This is a genomic window from Clostridium tagluense (assembly GCF_003865095.1).
GTDB classification, from domain to species: domain Bacteria; phylum Bacillota; class Clostridia; order Clostridiales; family Clostridiaceae; genus Clostridium_AD; species Clostridium_AD tagluense.
Genome location: NZ_BHYK01000019.1, coordinates 1 through 23,079, shown reverse-complemented (window position 1 = coordinate 23,079; position 23,079 = coordinate 1). Strand labels below are relative to the sequence as shown.

The following is a 23,079-nucleotide window of genomic DNA, read 5'->3' as shown; positions in this document are numbered from 1 at the left end:
AGAGTTTAAGGGGGATTATAATGAAAAGTATATTAGAATATTATGAAAAATATGATGAGGAAGCGAGACTTATTAAGGATAATGCACATAAAATAGAGTTTATTACAACTATGCATTACTTAGATAAGATTGTTAAACCAGGTGCAAGGATTCTAGAAGTTGGTGCAGGAACAGGAAGATATTCATTTTGTCTTGCAGAAAAAGGCCATAGTGTTACTGCATTAGATATAACGCCAAAGCATATTGAGATTATGAAAGAGAAAGCAAAACATAAAGACTTAGATATGGATATTGTACTTGGAGATGCTAAGAATTTAAGGGGGTTTAAAGATAATAGTTACGATGTAGTTTTATGTCTTGGACCACTTTATCATTTTAGTGTGGAAGAAGAAAAAATACAATGTTTAGATGAATGCTTAAGGGTACTAAAAAGTGGTGGAATTTTAGCAGTGGCTTATATCAATAGATTTTCAACTTTTGTTAATATGATAAATAGAAAAAAAGAAAATATTAATGATGAGGGCTTGAACAATATTGTAAAAACAGGATTAGAATATGGTGATGAAAGAGACTGCTTTTACTATTCCAAATATGATGATATAGAAAATTTAATGGATAGTTTTAATATAACAAAGATTAGTCATATTGGAACTGATGGATTGGTGGGTCTGTTTAGTGATAAATTAAACGAATTTAACGGAGCGGAATTTGAAAAGTGGATGGAATATCACTTAATGACATGTAGTGATAGCAGTTTAATTGGATATAGTCAACATGGATTATATATATGTGAAAAAATATAAGTTTAGAGGTGTACCTGTTAATAATAGGCTACACGAGATATAGCAATTGATAATTGTTATGTACTATTAAGGAATACAGGAGGGAAATAATTATGTATACAGGTAAAAAAATTAGATTAAGAGAGTATAAAAAAGAAGATGTGAAACAAGCTCAAAATTTTATAAATGATCCTGAGGTAAAGAGACTCTTACACCCAGGAATTCCTTATTTATTTACCTTTGAAGATGAACAAAAATGGTTTGAAGGAATGTCAGGTACGAAGGAAAAATACAGTTTTGCCATAGAGACATTAGAGGATAACAAATATATAGGTGGTTGCGGGATAAACGATATAGATTGGAAAAACAGCGTGATAGTTGTAGGTATATTCATCGGGGATAAAGATTATTGGAGTAAGGGCTATGGCACTGATGCAATGAAGGTTTTAATTAGGTTTATTTTTGAGCAAATGAATATACACAAAATTAAATTGAACGTATATTCCTTTAATGAACGTGCAATTAGATGCTATGAAAAATGTGGATTTAAACAAGAAGGCAGACTAAGAAAAGAAATATTCAGAGATGGAAAGTATTACGATGAAATTGTTATGGGACTTTTAAGCGAAGAATATTTTTCATAAAAGGGTATTTCTGTTTTGAGGATATTTCATCACAGTAGGTGATGAATTAATAGGCATCAGCAGCAAGACCTAAGGATTAATGACGGCGATGGAATCATTGTAATTAAATAAAGCATTTGAAAAAGAACAGACTAGCCAGTTGACTAGTCTGTTCTTTTTCAAATGACTTAAATATAGATTTTTTAAATACCTGCAGGAGCAAGTCTAGATTTAATAAGTTTAGCTTTGTTTTTCTTATAAATTTGATGCATTTCTAGTATTTCTAAAGAAGTATAAGTATATTTAATGAATATAGTAGCTGTAATAAAAGATATTACATCGGATATGGGATAGGCAAGCCATGCTCCAAAGACTCCCATGTCTAAACCTACTACAATCGCATACACTAGTGGAATAAATACTACTATTTGCCTGTAAATAGATAACTTGAAAGATGCTTTAACTCTATTTATAGCTTGGCAATATGAGATTGACAGATAATATATTCCAAGGCAAGGGAATACAGCTATAACCATTCTAAAAGCCTTTGCTGTTCCTACTATAATAGCACTATCACTTATAAATATGCCTATAAGTGATTCTGCAAAAATCATAAATATTGCCCACAATATAGTTGAACTTACAGATACTGCAATTACAGCAGTTTTAACAACTTCTTTTAATCTGGTATAATTTCCAGCACCATAATTATAAGCAGCTATAGGTTGCATAGCTGAGCTTATACCCATTACTGTCATAAATAAAAACATTGAAACCCTTGTAGTTAAACCAACCGTTACAATTGCTAAATCTCCGCCATAGGAGGATAGCAAATTGTTTAATATAGCAGCTACCACTGCATCTGAGATTTCTATTATAAATGTTGAAAACCCAACATATACTATTCCAAGTGATACTGCTTTATTAAGAGTTAGTTTAATAGAAAAATTTAACTCCTTCTTTATTTTCATAAATACAGTTAGAACATATATAAAACCTATTATCTGAGATATTACTGTAGCTATAGCAGCTCCTTTTACTCCATATGAAAATACGTTTATTAGAAGATAATCTATAATTACGTTGCAAATTGCACCAATAGAAGTACTAAATAGAACTATTTTAGTGTTACCAAAGGCAGTTATAATATAAGATGCAATTAGCGTAAAGGATTGAAATAGCACACCAATTAAGATTATACTTACATAATCTTTTGCAAGAGGGAATATCTTTTCCGAAGCACCTAGGCTAATTAAAATTTTATCTTGAAAAATAAAAATACCAGTACCAATTATAGATACCATTATAAGCATTAGAACTATAGCATTAGGTATGATAGTCCTTAGATTTTCAAAATCTTCGTCTCCACAGCTTCTTGCCACAGCGGTAGAAGCACCAACAGCTATAAGCATAGATATAGCTAAAAATAATCTTTGAATTGGAAAGGCTATAGTTAAAGCACCAATAGCATCAGCTCCTATGGCTTTTCCTAAAAACATAGAATCCACCATGTTGTACATTTCTGCTACCATTAAAGAAATTATTGCTGGCACAGAAAATTTTAACAATAGTTTCCCGATTTTTTCCTCGCCAAATGCTTTATTACTTTCTGCCATGTTACCTAGTGTCATGAAATTCACGTCTCCTTAAAAATTTTTGTTTCCATAGTATTATTCTACGCTATTAAGAATATATTAGCATTCACAGGGTTGCTAGATAAGAAGTACAAAATTGCTAACATGCAACTTTACGCAATACTGAAATAACAAAAAAACACCTCAAAATAGGTGTTTTTGTACTTTTTGAAGAACTATTAGTGTAGAACCATAGCCTTCTATCTTTATTATATTATTATAAACTGCTGTTTTTTTAGCATAGGATAGAGAAACATTAGGAGTGGAAATTTTAGTTAAAATTTTCCATTCGTCATAACCAAGCCTTTTTGGCTTACCCATACGTAACCAGATATCATAAGCTGAGCCGAAATTTTCACCAATTTCATATTTAATAACTTTATAGTCATTAACTAAATTTTTAATGGATAAGGATATCTTTCTCTCAGTAATATTTTTACTACCCTTTCCCTTGGGTAAATCTTCTAACTTAATTAGACTATTAAGTTCATCACTGTAACTGTAAAGTAAGACCTGGATATCTTCATCTTGCCTTGTGATAATGTATCCATCACCCTGGTCTATAACTTCGTTTCCTAATTTTGACAATAAATAATAAGCATAGTAGGAAACTTTTCTTATCCCATTTAAAGTAAGGAGACCTGGTGAACCAAAAAATAATTCATTATTTAAAATTGAATTTTCATCTACAGTATCAAAAGCCTTTAGAGTAAGTAAGCTATTATTATTGCCACTAATAAAATTATGAATAATGTATGGAAGCATGTAGGATGAGTCATAAATAGTATTTATAGTTTCAGGAACATTAAAAGGATCTTCTATTAGATTCTGCAATTCATATTTTTCGAAAATTTCCCTTGTAATATCTATATACTCTACAGATAAATCACTTGATGCTTGGAATTTCCATAGTTTAACTACCTCAATGCCATATATATCAGCAAAATACATGATAAAGCTTTCTAAAAGTTTTATAAAAGAGCTTTTATCTTCAAAGGTTTGATTCAAAATTATTAAGGGAACCAAGGATATATCCATTAAGAATTCTAACAATTTTTCAACTTCATTCCAATTTAAAAATTTTACATTTTCATTAAAATATACTTTCATCCCTTTTCCAAATAAGTTCTGAACTATACCATTTTCAAAGCCTATAGCTTCTTGAATAGATCTCAGATATCCTTGTTCCCCTGCTTTAACAAGTTCTTCTGCTTGCCCTAAGTTTATTTTTTCCTTCCAGCTATGTTCTAGGTTTGTACCTGGTAGCAGAGAGTCTGTTTGGATTTTTATAATTTTGTTGGTATAGTTGAACCTATCATAGTCTTCTAAATAATAAGATATATATTCCAGTGTTTGAGATAAATCATGTGTATCCATTTTTTTGAAGCTATCAAATTCTCCCTCTGGTACATGATATTTTTTCCTGAATTGTAGGGGAGTACAATTATAGTGATCTTTAAAGTTCTTATTGTAATATCTAGTATGAGAAAAACCAACATCCATAGAAATATCTGAGATAGTTTTATCTGTATCTAATAGTAATTTAATAGATTCATCTACTCGTACAATATTTACGAGTTCACTAAAATTTGTTCCAGCCATTTCTTTTATTTGATGAGATAAATAATAAGAACTTAAATATTCTTGGTTTGCTATATCCTGTAAACTAATTTTATTCATGTAGTTATTATAGATGTACTTTCTAATCCTATGATACCTTTGAAATTGTATTACATTTTCTTTTAAATCTTTTTCATCATAATTAAGATAGTGAAATTTATTAATTAAATGGAATAATAATTTTACTAAAACAGCCTCTATTTGATCATCAAAGTTTTCACTTTTTTGTATTATTTCGCAAGCTAGAATAGATAAGTATTTCCTTAGAACATCATACTTTTCTTCTTGTTGTGCGCCTTCTTCACTAGAGTTTGTATAAAAATAAATATTTTTCATATCATCATAATACTTTTCGAAAAATATAGGATCCAGGTGAAAAATTAAAACCTTATTTTTTACATCTGAATAAATTCTATGGGCTTCATCACAATTTACAATCTCAATTTCACTCTCGTATACTTCATAATTTCCTGACTCTATAAGTACATTAACACTGCCCTCAAGCACGAAAATTATTTCTATAGAGTTATGCCAATGTATTGGATAGTCCGTTACACTTTCTAGAGAGATGTTTATAGGTAAATCATTTATAAAACTTATATATTCTTTTCTCATTTAATCTCCTTTAGTGCCTTTGGTGCCACCCATGTGGCAAGTGGCAAATTTGATATATATATATTATACATCATGGATAAAAAAGTGCCACCCATATTGCAAGTGGAAAGTTTGAAGTAAAAATTTTAAATAGGGTGGATTAAGAATTTGTTTTAAAATTGTTAATCCACCCTGACTTTTTTATCTAAGAGAGGGAAGGTCTTTTACGTATTCATAAAAATCTTCGTATTCACCTGAATAGTCAGTTATTATTTCTTCACCAGTCCTATGTAGTAAATTATTTGTTATTAAATATGTCTTTAGTCCAAGCTTTTTAGCTATTAAGTCTTCTTGAACATCATTTCCTACCATTAAACAGTCATAAGGATTTTTTTCTATATCTTCTAATATCTCTTCATAATACTTTAATTGTGGCTTGCAATAATGATTTTTCTCAAAGGTTGAAACATATGAAAAATCTTCTGGCTGAAAACCTGCCCAACGTATTCTATGATGAATAGCTTTTTCAGGAAATAGGGGATTTGTGGCAAGTGCAACAGTATAACCCTTTGACTTTAATATTTTAACACTTTCTTTTATACACTGAATATCTTGTGCATATTCTTTGATTTTTAAAAAACTTGTATCATAAAAATCATCAAATCGTTTTTGCAGGGCTGGAAGCTCCATATTCATTCTAGTGGTAAAGTCAGCCATGAATATTTCTTCATTAGTTTTATATTCTGTGTTTTCTACCATGATTTTGGTAGAACTCCATATATTCTTAGCTAGTTCACTAGGTGATATTATATCAGCAAAATCCTTTGAAAGCTCTTCAAAATATAGTTTTTCAAATAGAATCATGTCTATAGGAAGTAAGGTACCATCAAGATCAAATAATATTGTATTCATTTATTTACACCCCTTAAATTTGAATAATTATTAAATTTTATATTATAAGCAATAAAGAAATATTATGTTTAATTTCGAATTTTGTCAATGAAAAATATAGGTATCATTATAGTAACTATATGTCAAGAAAGTGTGTACTTGCATTAAACGATTATAGTAGTACAATAATACTTGTACAATAAAAATTCTAATAAAGGGAGAGAATGCCCTTTGTTTAAAAATAAAAGGAGAGATTAATAATGAAAAATTTTAATTATTCAATTCCAACTAAGGTGTTTTTCGGTAAAGATCAAATAAATGTACTTGCTAGGGAAATAAAAAACTACGGTTCTAAGGTATTGCTTGTTTATGGAGGCGGTAGCATAAAGAAAAGTGGATTACATGACAAAATTACTGGAATATTAAAAGCTAATAATATTAGTTTTTGGGAGCTTGCAGGAGTAGAACCAAACCCAAGAGTAACCAGCGTAAGAAAAGGCGCTCAGCTTTGCCGTGATAATAAAATAGACCTTATACTTGCAGTAGGCGGCGGAAGTTCTATTGACTGTGCAAAGGTTATAGCAGCAGCTTACTACTATGAAGGAGATGCATGGGATATAGTGCTAGATCCAAGTAAAATTAAAAAAGTGCTTCCACTTGCTACTATATTAACACTAGCGGCTACTGGTTCGGAAATGAATGCAGGAGCTGTAATTACAAACTTTGAAACAAAGGAAAAATTAGGTACAGGACACGAAGATATGGCACCTAAGTTCTCTATATTAGATCCTACTTATACATTCACATTGCCTGTAAAACAAACAGCAGCAGGTACTGCAGATATAACTAGTCATATTTTTGAGGTATACTTTAGCAGTACAAAAGAAGCATTTTTGCAAAATAGAATGGCTGAGGGAATGCTTAAAACTTGTATAAAATATGGTCCAATAGCTCTAAAAGATCCAGAAAATTATGAAGCAAGAGCTAATTTAATGTGGACTTCAAGTCTAGCAATAAATGGACTTATAAGCTACGGTAAAGAAACAGAGTGGAGTGTTCATGCAATGGAACATGAATTAAGTGCATACTATGATATTACTCATGGAGTGGGTCTTGCAATTTTAACACCACACTGGATGAAATATATTTTAAATGATTCAACTTTAGATAAATTTGTTGAATATGGAGTAAATGTTTGGGATATTGACAAAAATGGAGATAAATATGCAATAGCTAACGCAGCAATTGAAAAAACAAGAGAATACTATAATTCCTTAGGAATTCCTTCTTCATTAAAGGAAGTTGGCATCAATGAAGAGAAATTAGAAGAAATGGCAAAGCAATCTATAAGAAGAGGTAAACTAGGAAATTTCAGAGTTTTAGAAGCAGAAGATGTGCTTAGTATATTTAGAGCAGCATTATAATATAAGGCATATCAAAAAATAGACTAGTATAATGACTAGTGATTTTTGGGAAATACCTAAAGAATAAAAAGCTCCAAAATCTTAGAAGTATTAAGATTTTGGAGCTTTTATATTTTTAACGATGGGTTGGTCTAATAAGTATTCTCGTTTATTAAAAGGTTTCACACCATCTTCTTCATCAAATTTTAAATATTTGTTGACTGTGGCTATCCTTGCCTTTTCTGTTTCTGATTTAAGAAGGTAAAGCTCCTCATAGAACATAATCCTTCTGTTAGAGATATAATCTATCTGTTATTGATAATAATATGCTTGGATTATGTTATTATAGTTAGGGGAGTTGTGAACTTACTCCAACCTCAGAGGTGAGAGCTTCGTGGATAATATCCTCTAATGAGGACAAATTCATCACGCTAACTGGGTAGAAACACCCCTTATTCATTGATGTTCCGTTATAAAACCTTGAATGTTTTACGCAGAGAAGGTATAGCTTGGTTATCGCTTTTTTTTATATTCTCTCTGCAACCTTATATATTCAGTTTATCAAAGAACATTTATACATTATTATAACCAATCTTACAAAAATCATACAAAATAATCATTATAAATAGTATGGAACTATTTATAATGATGTGCTATTCATCACCCACCTAAGAGGTGGGTGAATTTTGCACAAAATCAGTTAAAAGTCCTTAGATCATAGGAACAAAAGAATAGAAGCTAATGGTCAAGATGATATATTTAATAAATTTGGAAAAGCCTTTAGTAAATTGTTCGTCTAAAGCTTCTTTCAAAATAATTAGTTTGAATGATAGGTTTGATACAGGAGACTAATTATAATAATTTTACGAAAATCAAAAGGAGAAAATTAAAATGAAAGATTATGACAAAATATTAGATAGTTCATCTGATACACCCGCAAATGAGATTAAAAAAGCATATTTCAAAATGGCAAGAAAGTATTTACCAGATAGATGTCCAAATGAATTTATGAAAATAGGAAGGGCATATGAAACCTTAAGTAATGAAAAAACTAAAAAAGAATATGACATTCTCGCATCAATGTCAAACAAGATTCCCATGGACTTTCAGCGGGCTAAGAAATTTTTAGAAGAAAATGAAATACCAAAAGCTATAAGTATTTTAGAAGATATTTTGATTAGGGAGCCAGAACTTTTAATACCTAAAAGTTTACTGGGTGAAGTATATATAACTAATGGTAACAGCGGCAAGGCAATTAAAATATATGAGGATCTTGTAAAAAAAGAACCTAATAATGCTGGATTTAGAGGGAGCTTGGCTTATGCTTATATTCAAAGAAAGTATAATAAAAAAGCTATTAAAGCTTTTGAGAAAGCAATAAAACAAGATGAGGAGAATATTTCATTATGGTTTGGACTTAGTGAAGCATATATCCAAAGTGATTTACCTAGGGAGGCTAAAAAGACTTTAAACAAGACTATAGAAATAGGTTCTTCAAAAGAAATGGATATTACTAGTCTTTATTTTAAAATTATATTTATAGATGTGGAAACAGATTCACAGGAAGAGATGATGGAGGATTTAGAGAAGCTTATAAATGTTGCTATGCAAAATGATGAACTTAGAGAAAATGTGGCATGGGATCTTGTTGAAGTGTCTAAATTGATTATAGGTAGTGGACTGACTACAGAAGCTATAGTTGTTGCTGAGACAGCCTTAAGATTAAGACCGGGAGACAAAAGTATTCTAACATTAAAAGATGAATTTAGTGAATTTGAAAAAATTCAAGTTCCCTTTGAGGCGTTTTCAGAAGATGATAGATTTCATGAAGATATTATAACCCTTATAGCAATGGAAGTTGTTCCTATAGATGCAATGGATATGAAAAAGGAAGAGCATAAGGAATATAAGACTATGATTGAGACGTCATTGTTAATTGAGTGTGAAAAATATGTAAGTGATATAAAAAGAATAAAAAAATATTATCCAGAGCTTTATAAAGTGAAAGAGGAATTTTTTGAAGCTATTTTGAATAGTGAAAATTCACAGAAATTGCTAGAAAAACATGAAAAAGAATTTAATAAAATGGGTTTTTCAAATGAAATGATAGATCAGTATGATTTAGATGGGGATAGTTTTGATGAAGATATAGAAGAACCCTTTGTTAGAGAAGAAGAGAAGACAGGAAGAAATGACCCATGTCCCTGTGGAAGTGGAAAAAAATATAAAAAATGTTGTGGTAAGAATATATAATTCTTTCCCTTGATTCAACTATATAATGTATGCAAAAATATACATGTAACAAAATAGAAAAACTGGGGGGGAAATAAATGATAGAAGTAACTACTCAAAGACTAAAAATTGTACCATTAGATATTGAAAATTATAGATTATATATAGAAAATTCTAATGAAATGGAAGAAAATTTAGGCTTGAAAATAACTAACAAGATATGGGATGAAAATATTAAAGGTGCTTTTCAATATAGATTTAAAAAGGTTTCTGAAAATAAGGAGCGATATTTGTGGGAAACCTTATGGATTGTCATATGCAAAGAAGAAAATTGTGAGATAGCAAGTCTTATGATAAAAGGTTATCCCAATGAAATGGGTGAGGTCATAATAGGCTACGGTACAAATGAAACTTTCCAAAACAAAGGATATATGACTGAAGCAGTAGAGGGATTAATAAAATGGATATTTACAAATCCTAAAGCCTTATCAATTGTAGCGGATACTGAAAAAACTAATATTGCATCTCATAGAGTATTAGAGAAAAATGGATTTATTAAATATAAGGAAAGTGTTAAAACATCAGATGAGGGGGAAGTAGAGGAATTAGTATGGTGGAGGCTTGCTAGATAAAATTTTGTAAAAGATTAGTTAATATAAAGTTTAGTGGTTGTTTTTCATATAATTTAGAAATTCAAAAAAACATGTAGGTACATCTACCTTATGTTTTTTTTGTTTTGAAAAATAAACTATAAAAAATTCAATATTGCCTCTTAAATTTAATATTCTATCCAAGGTACATTTTCCAAGTTGAAAGTTAATTAAAATAATATTTTCCCGAAAGATTTCTATGAATTAGTGTAAAATTGGTTTGTTTACATTATATAAAAAAAATGTTACCATTTACATTAATAAGAAATAAAATACAGGAGGAGATTCGTTTGAAAAAAAATAAAGACCAAGAAAATAGAAGTGTTATGACAAATATCAAGTTTCTAGTTGCAAATGCATGGAAATGGGACAAGGGTTTATTCGGATATTTTGGATTTTACACAATTTTAACAGCTATGCTTCCATTTATAGGTATATTTGCTCCTAAGTTTTTGATTGATGAATTAACTGGGGCAAAAAGAACTGATATTTTAATGATGATTATTGTTATTTTCTTTGTTCTTTCAGTAACTGTTAATTATTTGGTAGCTTATTTAGGGGGAGCATATTACCCTAAAATGATTAAGATAAGATTTAAGTTTATTACTATGATGCAGAAAAAAAGCATGACAATGGATTTTAAATATACAGAAGATCCTAAAACCCTAAATGATATTGAAAATGCATGGAGCGCAGCTGAGAATAATGATAATGGAATAGAGGGTGTATTTCATAGATTATTTGCTTTGTTTGGAAGTACAATTGCTTTTATGGGATATATTGCTATTGTTTCAACTTTAAATCCATTTATACTTTTGTATCTTCTTGCTAATGTGTTAGTAATATATTTTTTAACACTTAAAGTTAAAAGATATGAGCACAGTAGAAAAGATGATATATCTGAATTAAATAGAAAATCAGGGTATGTATATAATATCATGCATGATTTTTCTTATGGCAAGGATATAAGAATATATGGCCTTGAAAATTGGTTTTCAAAGAAATTTAAGAATTTTAGGGGTGAAAAAGTTAAAATAAATGAAAAAATAAAATATAAGTATTTTGTAGTATCAGCACTTGATGTGATGCTTCTCTTATTTCGCGAAGGTATTATTTATGCTTATTTAATTTATAGAGTAATATATAAAGGTATGGGAATTGGTGATTTTTCTATGTACTTTGTTACAATAGGTGGATTTGCAACTTGGATGCAAAATATCATGACTGATATAGCACATATAAGGGCTCAAAACTTATATATAAATGATTATCGTGATTTTTTAGAATTTGATGATGGAATATTAAACCCAAATCCAGAGCCTATTCCAGATAAAACTCCATATGAAATTGAATTTAAAAATGTTGCTTTTAAATATCCTAACAGTGAAAAATATATTTATAAAAATTTATCCTTAAAAATAAAGGCTGGTGAGCGACTTGCTATAGTTGGAATTAATGGTGCAGGAAAAACTACCTTTGTAAAGTTGATAACAAGACTTTATGAGCCACTAGAAGGAAAAATATTACTTAATGGGGTAAATATTGCGAGGTTTGATAAGGATGAGTATTATAAAAAGTTTTCTGTTGTGTTTCAAGAAATAAAGATGCTTGCCTTTTCAGTAGCAGAAAATGTTGCATTGGTAAGCGAAGGTAATATTGACCGTGAAAAAGTTAATAAATGTATTGATAAAGCAGGAGTAGCTAGCAAAATTAATTCATTAGAAAGGGGCATTGATACAAGTGTTTTAAAGATACTTGATGAAAAAGGGGTAGAGTTCTCAGGAGGAGAAAATCAAAAGCTTGCGTTAGCACGAGCGCTTTATAAAGAAGGAGATATTATAGTTCTAGATGAGCCTACAGCTGCCCTTGATCCAATTGCAGAATATAATATTTATAGAGGCTTTGACGAAATGATAGGGAATAAAACTGCAATATATATTTCACATAGACTTTCAAGTACACGTTTTTGTGATGTTATAGCATTTTTTGAAGATGGTGAAATTAAGGAATACGGTACTCATGATGAGCTTTTAAGTAAAGATGGAAGGTACGCTGAGATGTTTAATATACAAGCGCATTACTACAAGGAAAAAACTTTAGAGGAGGTTATATAGATGAAAAATGCTAGACTAGCAGGACTCAAAAAAGACTTTGAAATTATGAGATATTTTCTAAAGTTATCTTCTAAAATGTCTAAAAGCTATATACCAGTTTTATGTTCATCTGCAATATTTAAAGCTATAACCCCCTTTATTAATATCATTATGCCTAAATTTATCATAGATGAACTTTTAGGACAGAAGAGAGTAAATGTTTTTATAATGTTAGTTTCCATTATTGTAGTAGCAAATGGAATTTTAAATCTTATTAGTAGATGGATTGATACCTTAGTGGATATAAAAAACATGGAGATAATAAATGGTTTTGATTTATTGATTGGACAAAAAATAATGGATATGGATTTTGAGAAAATTGAAGATCCAGATATATTAGACTTAAAAGAAAGAGCTATATTTCCTTTACGTAATCAAGGCGTTTTAGAACGTATGATAAAATGCATAGTAGATTCAATCTCACAATTTGTTACTGCCATAGGTCTTTTAGTAGTAATATCAACATTGAATTTCCTTATAGTTTTTCTAATACTGGGAATCGTATTACTTAATTCATTTTTATTTAAGAAATCACAGGCGGCGCAGTATAAATTTCATGGGGAGTTAATCCCTCTTAATAGAAAATTCGGATATTATGCAAAAATAACTTCGGATTTTTCTATGGGTAAAGATGTGAGATTATATAACATAAGGCCGCTTATCATGGGAAAAATAGAAGGTTATAATGAAAAGAGTGTTGAATGCTTTGGAAAGCTATTTAGGCTCATGGGAAAATATAATGGATTAAATGAAGTCAATATGCAGCTTCAAATGATAGTTGTTTATGCTTATATGACCTATAAGGTATTTAAAAATAGTATTGGAATAGGCGATTTTACAATGTATATAAGCGCTGCTAATAAATTTAGCACATCTATATCTGATTTCTTTAAAAGTTTTATAGAGTTTAGACAAATGTGTAGATATCTTGATTTATATCTGGAATTTGAGCAGATAGAATCTTCTAAAAATAAAGAGGGTAAAAAGATTCGAAATATAAATGAATGCAATATTGAGTTTAAAAATGTATCATTTAAATATCCTAGAAGTGAAAATTATACCTTAAAGAATGTATCTATTAATATTAATAATGGTGAAAAATTATCTGTAGTAGGTCTAAATGGTGCAGGAAAAACCACCTTTATAAAACTTCTTACAAGATTGTATGAGCCCGCAGAAGGTGAGATTTTACTTAATGGCGTTAATATAGGTGAATATAATTATGATGATTATATGAAGCTTTTATCGGTAGTTTTCCAGGATTATAAACTATTGGCGTTTTCAGTTAAAGAAAATATTGCTTTTGAAGAATATAAAAGTGTCAGCGATAATGAAATAATGGAGGTGCTTAATAAATCTGGATTAGAAAAGGCTATTAAAAAGTTAGATAAAGGAATATACACATCTATTTATAAAACCTTTGATAAGGATGGTATAGAATTTTCAGGAGGACAATCTCAAAAGTTAGCAATGGCTAGGGCCGTATATAAAAATGCTCCAATTGTGGTTTTGGATGAACCAACAGCAGCCCTTGACCCAATTGCTGAATTTGAAATCTATACTAGATTTAATGAACTTATAGGAGATAAAACTACAATATACATTTCTCATAGGCTATCAAGCTGTAAATTTTGTGATAAGATTGCTGTGTTTCATAAAGGTGAGATTGTTCAATATGGAACCCATGATGAATTAATTAAAGAATCAGGAAGTCAGTATGAAACTATGTATACGGCGCAGGCACAATACTATGTGTAAATTTGTTAAGGAAGGATTAGTAAGCGTATAAAAAGGGAGGGTTATTTATATAATGTTATCTATCGGAAGGACATTTTGAAAAAAAGAGTTTGGAACATAGGTAATTTTTTTGTATATTTTTGAATTTATACAAGCTTTTTTAGATTTTGTTAAAGAAGAGTATGATCTGACAAGCATAAGATTATTAGTAGCTAAATTTCATGACATTTCAGAAGGAAAGTTCTTTACTTTTATAAGTAGAGGACTTTTCTTTTAAGTATTGATAATTCAAAATAATAATAAAGATTTAGAATGTGGAATAAATTATGACTGCAATGGGTATATTAGCTAAAGGTGTATTTTCACAAAAATATGGTGAAATATAGAATATAGTTTTTGTAGAGTATACGTAGGAAGTCATTATTTAGCATAGTATCCCAGGTATTGATTTATATTATAGTCATTCCGTTAGCACATATTATAACTAGTTGGTTGCAAGGAGAAGCAAAATGGAAAAGTATGTTTATGTTATTATTTCAAGAACACCAACTTACACAGGAAAGATAATTAGAAAGTTTTTAAGAGCAAAATATAATCATGCTTCAATTAGCTTAGATGAAAATCTAAGCCAAATGTATTCCTTTTGTAGACTGTCAGTTAGCAATCCTCTTGTAGGTGGTATTATCAGGGAGAGTGTATTTACACTTACCATGGGAGTTAAGGATGATGTTCCTATTAATGTATATCGCATACCTGTAACTTCAGATCAATATGAACTAATAAGTAAATTTATATATGATGTATATAATGATGCGGAAGTATATTACTACAATTTACTTCAAGCCATTGGGATTATTTCTAATAAAAAGCATGCTCTTTATAAGACATATATATGCTCTGAATTTGTAATGAAAGCCTTAAGCAAAGGAGGAATACAGCTTACTTCCTTAGAATTCTATAAGATAACGCCAACAGATATTTGTGGAATTATGAGGAAATTTATTTATTATTCAGGAAATATCAAGGATTATCCATTCAAACAAAATATAAAAACAAAAGATGATGAGCTTTTCTTTTGTAAGACAGGACTTATTTATGAAGGGGTGCATACAGTTAGTCACTTTTGGAAGGTTATGTCTAGGGATAGGAATAGCAAAAAGGGTAGAAGAGAATTTTAAATTGGAATTTATATCAATACAAGGTATAATATTGATACAAAACTAATTAAAAAAATGCTTAAAAGCCCTTTAAAATATATTTGTTTGGAGTAGTGTTAAAGTTATGAAGAATGTAATTGATGAATTAAAAGGCTCCTTTGTTTTGACAAGGCAAGAGATAGAAAAAATAAAATTATATGTTGTGAAAAAATATCCTAATAATTCTTCTAAAGAAAATGCCTCCATATTATCACGGACTATGTATGAAATTATTGATAAGAATTTAGAAGGAATAAATAGAGAAGACAAGCAGAATATTAAAAGAAATATCATGCAAAGCACAATTTTAAAAAACAAGGACAATATATTAAAATTGGATGTTTTTAATGCTTTCATTATTGAATCAGAAGAAAATCCACAGCTAAAAACTTCACTTATTAAATGGATAAATAAAAACCAAAAAAATACTGTATCCCAAGAAGAGTTTGAAAAATATGTGGGGTCATTGAATGTGTCAAATGATATTGAAAAGTTACCTTATAAAAGAGCTGAATTAGCAACTATGGATAATGTGGTTAAATTTAAGGGGGCATCAATTTGTAAACATAATTCTAAAAACTTAATATGTAAATATAAAAGGGGACTAGCAGTAAGGATTAATAGTGCATCTGAAACAATAAACATGATGTTGGAAATTGTTGCAAACAAGATTTCAACCACAAAAATAGCCCTTTCTGTATTAATCTTATTGATATTATCTTTATATTCCTTAAATAATCCTATTAATATTAGTAAAATCATAGGAGATGAAAATAAAAATAAAAATGAAATAAAGCAGAAGGATGTATTAAGTAGTGATAAATATGATTTATTTGTTGCAGATGCAATGAGCTATCATCCTCACCTGCCTGAGTATTTTAATTATAAAACCATTGATAAAGGCAGATTATTAGAATTTTTAAATTCAAGAAATTCAATACTTGCTGAGGAACCATATTTCTCTGCTATAATTAGAACTTCTAAAGAGTTTAATTTAAATCCACATATCTTATTTGCTATTACAGGACAGGAACAGTCTTTTGTTCCAAAGAGCCATGAAAATGCACAAAAGATTGCAAACAATCCCTTTAATGTATTCCATAGTTGGAAGGAATATAATACTGATATCTATGATTCTAGCAGAATAGCTGCTAGGACTGTTATTAATTTATCTAAGGACAAGCCTACTAATATGGATATTTTTGATTGGATAAATAGTAAATATGCAGAGGATAAGAATTGGGGAAAAGGAGTTAAAGAGATTTTTAAATCACTTGGTGAATAATAAAATATAGGTTATATTTTAAGTAGGAATTTTAAAATTAGGGAGGAAAAAATAATGGACAATCACCAGCATACTATTACTATTACTATGAAGTTGGAATTAAATCAAGAAGATTATGTTGCTATTAAAGCTCTAGAAGCTGTTTGCTGTGAAAAACAAAAAACTGAGTTAAAATTAGAACTTGAATTTAAAATGCAGCAAAGGAATAATTCTTTGAAAAATAAAATTATGGCAGAGTTTTTATATTACGACAATGAAATTTTAGTAGGTTATTTAGGTTTATGTAATTTTCATGGAACTTCAGTAGAACTCAGTGGTATGGTACACCCTGAGTTTCGTCGTAAAGGAATTTTTAAAAAGCTATACTTGCTTGCTAAGGAAGAATGGCAAAAAATAAACCCGGCAGAGGTGTTAGTGCTATGCGATCATACATCCCGTTCAGGTTTAGCCTTTATAAACCACATTGGAGCTGAATATGGATCTGCAGAGTATAAAATGTGTTTGAATAAAAGAACTCTTGGGCCTAATCTGAACCAGGGTATTGAACTTAGAATGGCAACTAATGATGATGCATATGAAATTGAAAGACAAGGTTCTATTTATTTTGGATTTCCAGAAGAAGAGGTTGAGGGTAAAGAGGACTTAGAAAGACCAGCCATTCAGGTAGATGATAATTTTATTAGCTATATGGCAGAACTTCAGGGGGAAATTATAGGAAAGGTTCATATTAGTGTCACTGATAATGAAGGTTTTATTCATGGATTTGGAGTAATTCCAGAATATAGAGGAAAGGGCTATGGGCGAGAAATTTTGTGCTTAGCACTGGATATATTAAAGAAAAAACAGGTGGACAATATTTTTCTTGAAGTTGCTACAGAAAATAAAAAAGCACTTGGACTTTATGAATCTTGTGGATTTGAAGAGATTTCTGTAATGGATTATTATATAGTATTTTAAAACATTTAACGACATTTAAATATGAGGTGCCACTTGCCACGTAGGTAGCAATTGGCATCTCACATTTTTTATTACCAGGTATGTCCTTCAGAGCACTTATGATTACCAGAATGTCCTTCACACAATTCACATTTTCGTACTCCACACTTAGGACAGGAATGACTGCAATGAGCTGTAGTTTCATCATTATTAGAAGAATTAATTAGTTGGCCTTTAACTAATAGTTCCTTTTGCATAAAACCGTCATATGGTAAATTTGACATTTTACAACAACTCCCTTGTAGTTTATTCTTATAGTTATTATTTGATATTTAATGATTTATATTCGCAGTTTAAATATTACTAAAATTCTCAAAATTTAAACAAATCATAATACAAGTTTAACTTGTTCTTAACTTTTAACGCATATAATAAAAGCATAAGGGAGATGAAGATAATATGAAAAATTTTAATATATGCATTGATATTGATGGGACAATAACGGATGCTTATTATTGGCTTAATATTACTAATAAATATTTTAACAAAAATATAACTGAAAAGCAGATAACTAAATATTATATCCATGAGGTAATGGGCATTAAGCAGAGCGAATATGAGGAATTTTATGAAAAAAATAAAATTCAAATTCATTCAGAGCAAAAACTTCGCGAAGATGTGCAAATTGTTATAAAAAAACTAAGTCTTATGCATAATATATTTTTCGTTACGGCAAGAGAAAAATCGCTTACTATGTTAACTCATTCATATCTAAGGAAAAATGAAATTCCATATGATGATTTGTTTGTTTTAGGTAGCCATTATAAAGTAGATAAAGCAAGAGAATTAGAATGTAATGTGTTTATTGAAGATAATTATGATAACGCAGTTCAGCTATCAAAGGCAGGAGTCAAGGTTCTTTTATTAGATACTAATTATAATCGAAAGCCACTAAATGAAAATATAATTAGGGTTTTTAGTTGGAAAGAAATATACTCAATAATAGATAAACTGATATTACAATGTAAAGCAATGTAATATCAGTTTATTTTATTATCAGGCATGACCACCAGAGTATTTATAATTATTCATTAGTTATAAAGAGGGTAACATATAACAAAATATAGAAATTAATGTTATAATTAGGGCGTAAACAAGCTACAGTTTAGTGGATTCTTGTATAATAATACAAAATAAATTGTACAACTACATATATAAAGGAGATTATACTATGAGCGTAAAAATGCTACACCATGTCTGTATTCAAACAGAAAAATATGAAGAATCACTTAAGTTTTATACTGAAATTTTAGAATTTGAATTAGTTAAAACAGCAGTAAATTTCCATAAACGAGATTTTAATACATGGTTAAGACTAGGAACATTTATGATCGAATTACAGACTGCTAAAAAGGGAGATAAATTAAAGGATTGGAGTTCATTAAATGAAGGCATAGTACATATGTGTTTTTTAGTTGATAGTGTTCAGTCCGAGTTTGAGAGGATAGAAAAATTAGGTTATACCAACTTTAAGATTAAAAATGGAGAAAAAATTTATAAAGTTGAAGATGGATATTTATTTAAAATTAAAGCACCAGAAGGTACTGAAATTGAAATAAGAGATATGCTAATATAAAAATGATAGACATCAAAAATATAAAAGCAATATTATTTGACTCAGGTCGTGTTCTTAACAGACCGCGAACAGGGCATTGGTTTATGCCACCAAATTTTTTCGAATTTGTTGATAAGAATAAATTTGAAGACTTAAATATAGATCTCGTAGAAAAAGCATTTAAAAAAGGTAATGAGTACTTTCATAAGCATCCACTAATTTTAACTGAAATAGAAGAATTAGAACATTTTATAGAATTTTATAGTATTTTTGCAAAGGAGCTACCAGAGCTTGGAATAAGTTCGGAGTATACTTTAGAATTAGCTAGAGATACAGTTTATAATGATGATAAATTTGAATTTTATAAAGATGTGTTTCAAGTTATACCAAGATTAAGTCAGCATTATAAGCTAGGGGTAGTATCCGATACTTGGCCTTCACTAGAGCGTGTATTTAAAAATGCTGGGCTAAGAGAATACTTTTCTACTTTTGTTATGTCGTCAACGCTTGGGGTATTGAAACCACATGAGCTAATGTTTAATACAGCGCTTTCTGGGTTAAACATTAGGCCAGAAGAAGCAATATTTATTGATGATAATATCGTGAACGTTAAAGCGGCTATAAAGCTTGGTATGCAGGGAATTGTGATATTAAGGGGAGATGAATTAAAAGAGTGTACAGATGTTATATGTGTGGATGATTTAAGTGAGCTTGAAGAATTATTAGCAAAATAGAAATTCAGGCTACTTTTCAAAGAATAAAAAAGAACGCAGGTGAATAAAGTAAATTCACACGCGCTCTTTTATTTTACTTAAGGATTTATTCTCTATATAGGTAAATAGTTTAACTCCTTGGTATGAATTTTAGTTAGTATCATAATCACCTTTTAACATTTTATCTCCAAAATATAAAATAAATTGATTGTTATAGAAATCACCGCCATTTAGCATAGTAAAGTTGTTAATATTATCTAGTCCTAAGAATATAAGTACAGTATTATTCTTATTTTTAGAAGTATCTGCAACTAGCATACCTGAAATACCTTTATTTTTTATAGTTACATCATTAAATTTGATATAATCTTTTGAAAAATCAATAGGGAGTCTATCTGTAACAGATTTTAATGCTGTATTTTCCGTAGTATTTCCTATAAATATTAAGTTGTTTTCTTTAAGTTCTTGATCCGTTAAATCCTTGTCCTCTTTAACAGTAATAGTAAGTGCAGATTCATTTTCTAAATTCGTTTTTAATATGTTTATTGTATTATCAAATGTTTTTTTAGTTTCTTGAGACATTATACAATTTGAAGGTTTTACTAAGTAAACATTATCATTATCTAGCGCTTGAATAAAAAATGAAGCAAAGTTATTCTTATTTTCTTTTTTTAAATACACAAATCTTTGTTTAATTTGATTTCTTAATAACTTATCATTTTCTTTTTTCAGTTCATCTAATTCTGAGCTAGATAATGCAAGATGTTTAGGATTAAAATCTTTATAATTAATATCTGATAGAACTTGGTCTTTTGCCTGTTTTCCACCAATTTCGTCTATTACACTTAAAAGTTCATCTAAATTGGCATTTTTAAATGTATTTTTTGCATAGTAAGCTTTTATTATTTTTAAGAATTTTTCTTCTCCTACTTTTTGTCTAAGATTTTCAAATACTAAACCACCCATACCGTAAAAGAGTCTTCCAAATTCGTTATTTTTTATTTGGTCAACAGGTACATTGATCGGAGTTGAGCATCCTTTGAAAATATCGGCTTTGCTTCTTAATGAAACAGCTACACCAGCTGATGAGTACTTACCGTATTTTTTTTCGAAATAATAAGCAGTTGAAAAAGCAGTGAGAGATTCGTCTAAAAACGTATCTTTAAATTCATTGTTTCCTACTGTTACATACCACCATTGGTGCCCTACTTCATGTACAGTTGATTCTTCTGCAAAGCTAACACCACCATTATAATTAGGATAATACTTGCCCATTTGGATTAATTGAGGATATTCCATAGCAAATGCCTGTATATAAGTTTCAACTATATCAAATTCTTTATATGGATATTTACCAAAATTGTCGCCGAAAAACTTTAAAGCATCTATACTTAAATCTAGTAATTCCTCAGCCCTTTTCGCAGTTTCTTTAACACCATCTTCAATATAGAAGCTGTTTACTGTTATATCATCGCATTTTTTTGTTATAATTTTAAAATTAGGACTCATAATAAAAGCAAAGTCTCTAACATTTTCAGCGCTAATATCATAAGTCTTAGTAGTTTTTTCATCTTTTTTGCTAGGTTTAGTTGTACCAGTAGATGCTAATATCATATTGTCAGGAACAGTTATAGAAACATTATAATTTGCTATATCACTATAGTTTGACTCTGCAATAGGATAAAATGGGTTTTCATCCCATTTATCTGTTTTAGTATCGTAAATTGATATTATAGGATACCAATTTGTAACAGAGTAAACATCATTGTAATAGCCCAATCTATTTTGAGTCATAGGTAATTTTAATGTGAAATTTATTTGGATATTTATGTTTTGATTTGGCTTTATATCAACTGCAGGTTTAATCTTTAATATTTGATTATCTTGAGTAAATCCCATTTCTTTATTAGCAATAGTAACTTTAGTTATAGTAATATCGCCTATCTCTTCTTTTTCAAGTTTTTCTTTTTTTACACCTAAAGCAGGAATTGTTGTTACGCTACCATAAGAATCTGCATATAAGTGAAATGCCAAGGAATTAAGACTTTCATTATAAGTATTAGTAAAGTTAACTGTTTCAGTAGAGGTAAAAGTTTTACTTGCATCATCAAATTTAGTATTAATATCGTATTGAGTTAATGTATTTTTGATAGATGCTACAGCAGGCGTTGCTACTTTAGGAACTTTTGGTGATTTCGCAAATGCAAAAGATGATTTAAATGATAAAAGCATAGCAAGTGCCAGTGAGCCACTTATAAATTGTTTGTAATTTTTTTTTCTGAACATTGTAATTGTCCCCCCATAATTGTATTTAATTTTTATTACAACAAACATTACAACAAATATTTACTAAAATGAATATATATTATAATTGAAGACATGTATTGACATGTTATATAAGAGAGAATATAATTTAAACTAAATATAGGGGGTGGGGGTATAAAAAACAAAATTTTGCATATCGCACTTCTGTTTAATTTTTAGTTGTTTTACAGATTAGAATTAAGGAGATGAAAAAAATGATACAATTAAATACTTTGAATGAGATGGACAAGTTCATAAAAAATAATACTATAGCTATGATTTACTTTGCTTCAGAAAGTTGCAGTGTATGTGGTGTACTGCTACCTAAAATTGAGGACATGATAATTGGATTTCCAAAGCTTAAGATAAGTAAAGTTATTGTTGATAAATTTACTCAGGCAGCAGGACAGTACTCAATATTTACACTGCCAGGAATTTTAGTTTACATTGAGGGTAAAGAAATTATTCGCGAGGCAAGATTTATTAGCGTTGAAATGTTAGAAAAAACTATAGACAGATATTATAGTCTTTTGTTTTAAAAGAATAAAAAAGAAGGATTAGTAAATTAAATTTACTAATCCTTCTTTTCAGTGTGCCAGGCATGGCAATTAACTAGGTGGTGAAAGTCCACTGTGGGGGTCTGTAGTTACCAACCACTAGCTGAAGACAAGGTATCCACCGTGAGGTGTGAACTGAAGGAAGTCTTAGGCA

At 29.4% G+C, this 23,079-nt stretch carries 19 protein-coding genes; 14 read left to right on the top strand and 5 right to left on the bottom strand.

Features of this window, described 5'->3' with window-relative positions:
* The first annotated feature begins 20 nt into the window (after positions 1-20).
* Positions 21-803, top strand: coding sequence for a class I SAM-dependent methyltransferase (locus Ctaglu_RS15775; protein ID WP_125003402.1), 783 nt, complete (start codon positions 21-23; stop codon positions 801-803).
* A gap of 92 nt (positions 804-895) precedes the next feature.
* Complete coding sequence (locus Ctaglu_RS15770) at positions 896-1,426, top strand: GNAT family N-acetyltransferase (protein ID WP_125003400.1); 531 nt, start codon at positions 896-898, stop codon at positions 1,424-1,426.
* Positions 1,427-1,608: 182 nt separating this feature from the next.
* Here Ctaglu_RS15770 and Ctaglu_RS15765 read toward each other — a convergent pair whose 3' ends face one another.
* The 3 genes from Ctaglu_RS15765 to Ctaglu_RS15755 all read right to left on the bottom strand — a co-directional run bounded on the left by Ctaglu_RS15765 (position 1,609) and on the right by Ctaglu_RS15755 (position 6,165).
* Positions 1,609-3,036: an MATE family efflux transporter gene (locus tag Ctaglu_RS15765; RefSeq protein WP_233439811.1), complete on the bottom strand. Its 1,428-nt coding sequence runs from the start codon at positions 3,034-3,036 to the stop codon at positions 1,609-1,611.
* Between the two features lie 147 nt (positions 3,037-3,183).
* Entirely contained in the window at positions 3,184-5,274 is a 2,091-nt protein-coding gene (locus tag Ctaglu_RS15760; RefSeq protein ID WP_125003398.1) for a helix-turn-helix domain-containing protein, read from the bottom strand.
* 180 nt (positions 5,275-5,454) lie between these two features.
* Positions 5,455-6,165: an HAD family hydrolase gene (locus tag Ctaglu_RS15755; RefSeq protein ID WP_125003396.1), complete on the bottom strand. Its 711-nt coding sequence runs from the start codon at positions 6,163-6,165 to the stop codon at positions 5,455-5,457.
* Between the two features lie 239 nt (positions 6,166-6,404).
* On the opposite strand from Ctaglu_RS15755, the gene Ctaglu_RS15750 reads away from it, so the two are divergent.
* From Ctaglu_RS15750 to Ctaglu_RS15715, 8 genes are all read left to right on the top strand, one after another.
* Positions 6,405-7,568 (top strand): iron-containing alcohol dehydrogenase, encoded by a 1,164-nt coding sequence (locus tag Ctaglu_RS15750; RefSeq protein ID WP_125003393.1) that lies wholly within the window; start codon positions 6,405-6,407, stop codon positions 7,566-7,568.
* Between the two features lie 870 nt (positions 7,569-8,438).
* Entirely contained in the window at positions 8,439-9,800 is a 1,362-nt protein-coding gene (locus Ctaglu_RS26380) for a tetratricopeptide repeat protein (protein WP_125003391.1), read from the top strand.
* Positions 9,801-9,877: 77 nt separating this feature from the next.
* Positions 9,878-10,411, top strand: a complete 534-nt coding sequence (locus Ctaglu_RS15740) for a GNAT family N-acetyltransferase (protein ID WP_125003389.1) — start codon at positions 9,878-9,880, stop codon at positions 10,409-10,411.
* 308 nt (positions 10,412-10,719) lie between these two features.
* Positions 10,720-12,543 carry an ABC transporter ATP-binding protein gene (locus Ctaglu_RS15735; protein WP_125003387.1) on the top strand — a complete coding sequence of 608 codons (1,824 nt, stop codon included), beginning with the start codon at positions 10,720-10,722 and terminating at the stop codon, positions 12,541-12,543.
* Positions 12,544-14,340, top strand: a complete 1,797-nt coding sequence (locus tag Ctaglu_RS15730; protein ID WP_125003386.1) for an ABC transporter ATP-binding protein — start codon at positions 12,544-12,546, stop codon at positions 14,338-14,340.
* Positions 14,341-14,828: 488 nt separating this feature from the next.
* Complete coding sequence (locus Ctaglu_RS15725) at positions 14,829-15,497, top strand: hypothetical protein (RefSeq protein WP_125003384.1); 669 nt, start codon at positions 14,829-14,831, stop codon at positions 15,495-15,497.
* A 103-nt stretch (positions 15,498-15,600) separates the two neighbouring features.
* On the top strand, positions 15,601-16,800 hold the full coding sequence (locus Ctaglu_RS15720) for a glucosaminidase domain-containing protein (protein ID WP_125003382.1): 1,200 nt from the start codon (positions 15,601-15,603) through the stop codon (positions 16,798-16,800).
* A gap of 54 nt (positions 16,801-16,854) precedes the next feature.
* A complete protein-coding gene (locus Ctaglu_RS15715; protein WP_125003380.1) occupies positions 16,855-17,757 on the top strand; it encodes a GNAT family N-acetyltransferase in 903 nt (300 codons plus the stop codon).
* 71 nt (positions 17,758-17,828) lie between these two features.
* Here the strand turns inward: Ctaglu_RS15715 and Ctaglu_RS15710 are convergent, their stop codons facing one another.
* The gene (locus Ctaglu_RS15710; RefSeq protein WP_125003378.1) at positions 17,829-18,020 is read right to left on the bottom strand and encodes a hypothetical protein; all 192 of its coding nucleotides are present in this window, start codon (positions 18,018-18,020) and stop codon (positions 17,829-17,831) included.
* Positions 18,021-18,195: 175 nt separating this feature from the next.
* On the opposite strand from Ctaglu_RS15710, the gene Ctaglu_RS15705 reads away from it, so the two are divergent.
* The 3 genes from Ctaglu_RS15705 to Ctaglu_RS15695 all read left to right on the top strand — a co-directional run bounded on the left by Ctaglu_RS15705 (position 18,196) and on the right by Ctaglu_RS15695 (position 20,085).
* Positions 18,196-18,774, top strand: coding sequence for a 5' nucleotidase, NT5C type (locus Ctaglu_RS15705; RefSeq protein WP_125003377.1), 579 nt, complete (start codon positions 18,196-18,198; stop codon positions 18,772-18,774).
* Positions 18,775-18,967: 193 nt separating this feature from the next.
* The gene (locus tag Ctaglu_RS15700) at positions 18,968-19,372 is read left to right on the top strand and encodes a VOC family protein (RefSeq protein ID WP_125003375.1); all 405 of its coding nucleotides are present in this window, start codon (positions 18,968-18,970) and stop codon (positions 19,370-19,372) included.
* 83 nt (positions 19,373-19,455) lie between these two features.
* Entirely contained in the window at positions 19,456-20,085 is a 630-nt protein-coding gene (locus Ctaglu_RS15695) for an HAD family hydrolase (protein WP_207669484.1), read from the top strand.
* Positions 20,086-20,214: 129 nt separating this feature from the next.
* On the opposite strand, the gene Ctaglu_RS15690 is transcribed toward Ctaglu_RS15695, so the two are convergent.
* Entirely contained in the window at positions 20,215-22,350 is a 2,136-nt protein-coding gene (locus Ctaglu_RS15690; protein WP_185732739.1) for a M1 family metallopeptidase, read from the bottom strand.
* Between the two features lie 233 nt (positions 22,351-22,583).
* Between Ctaglu_RS15690 and Ctaglu_RS15685 the strand changes: the two genes are divergently transcribed.
* On the top strand, positions 22,584-22,907 hold the full coding sequence (locus Ctaglu_RS15685; protein WP_125003370.1) for a thioredoxin family protein: 324 nt from the start codon (positions 22,584-22,586) through the stop codon (positions 22,905-22,907).
* The last annotated feature ends 172 nt before the right edge of the window (positions 22,908-23,079 follow it).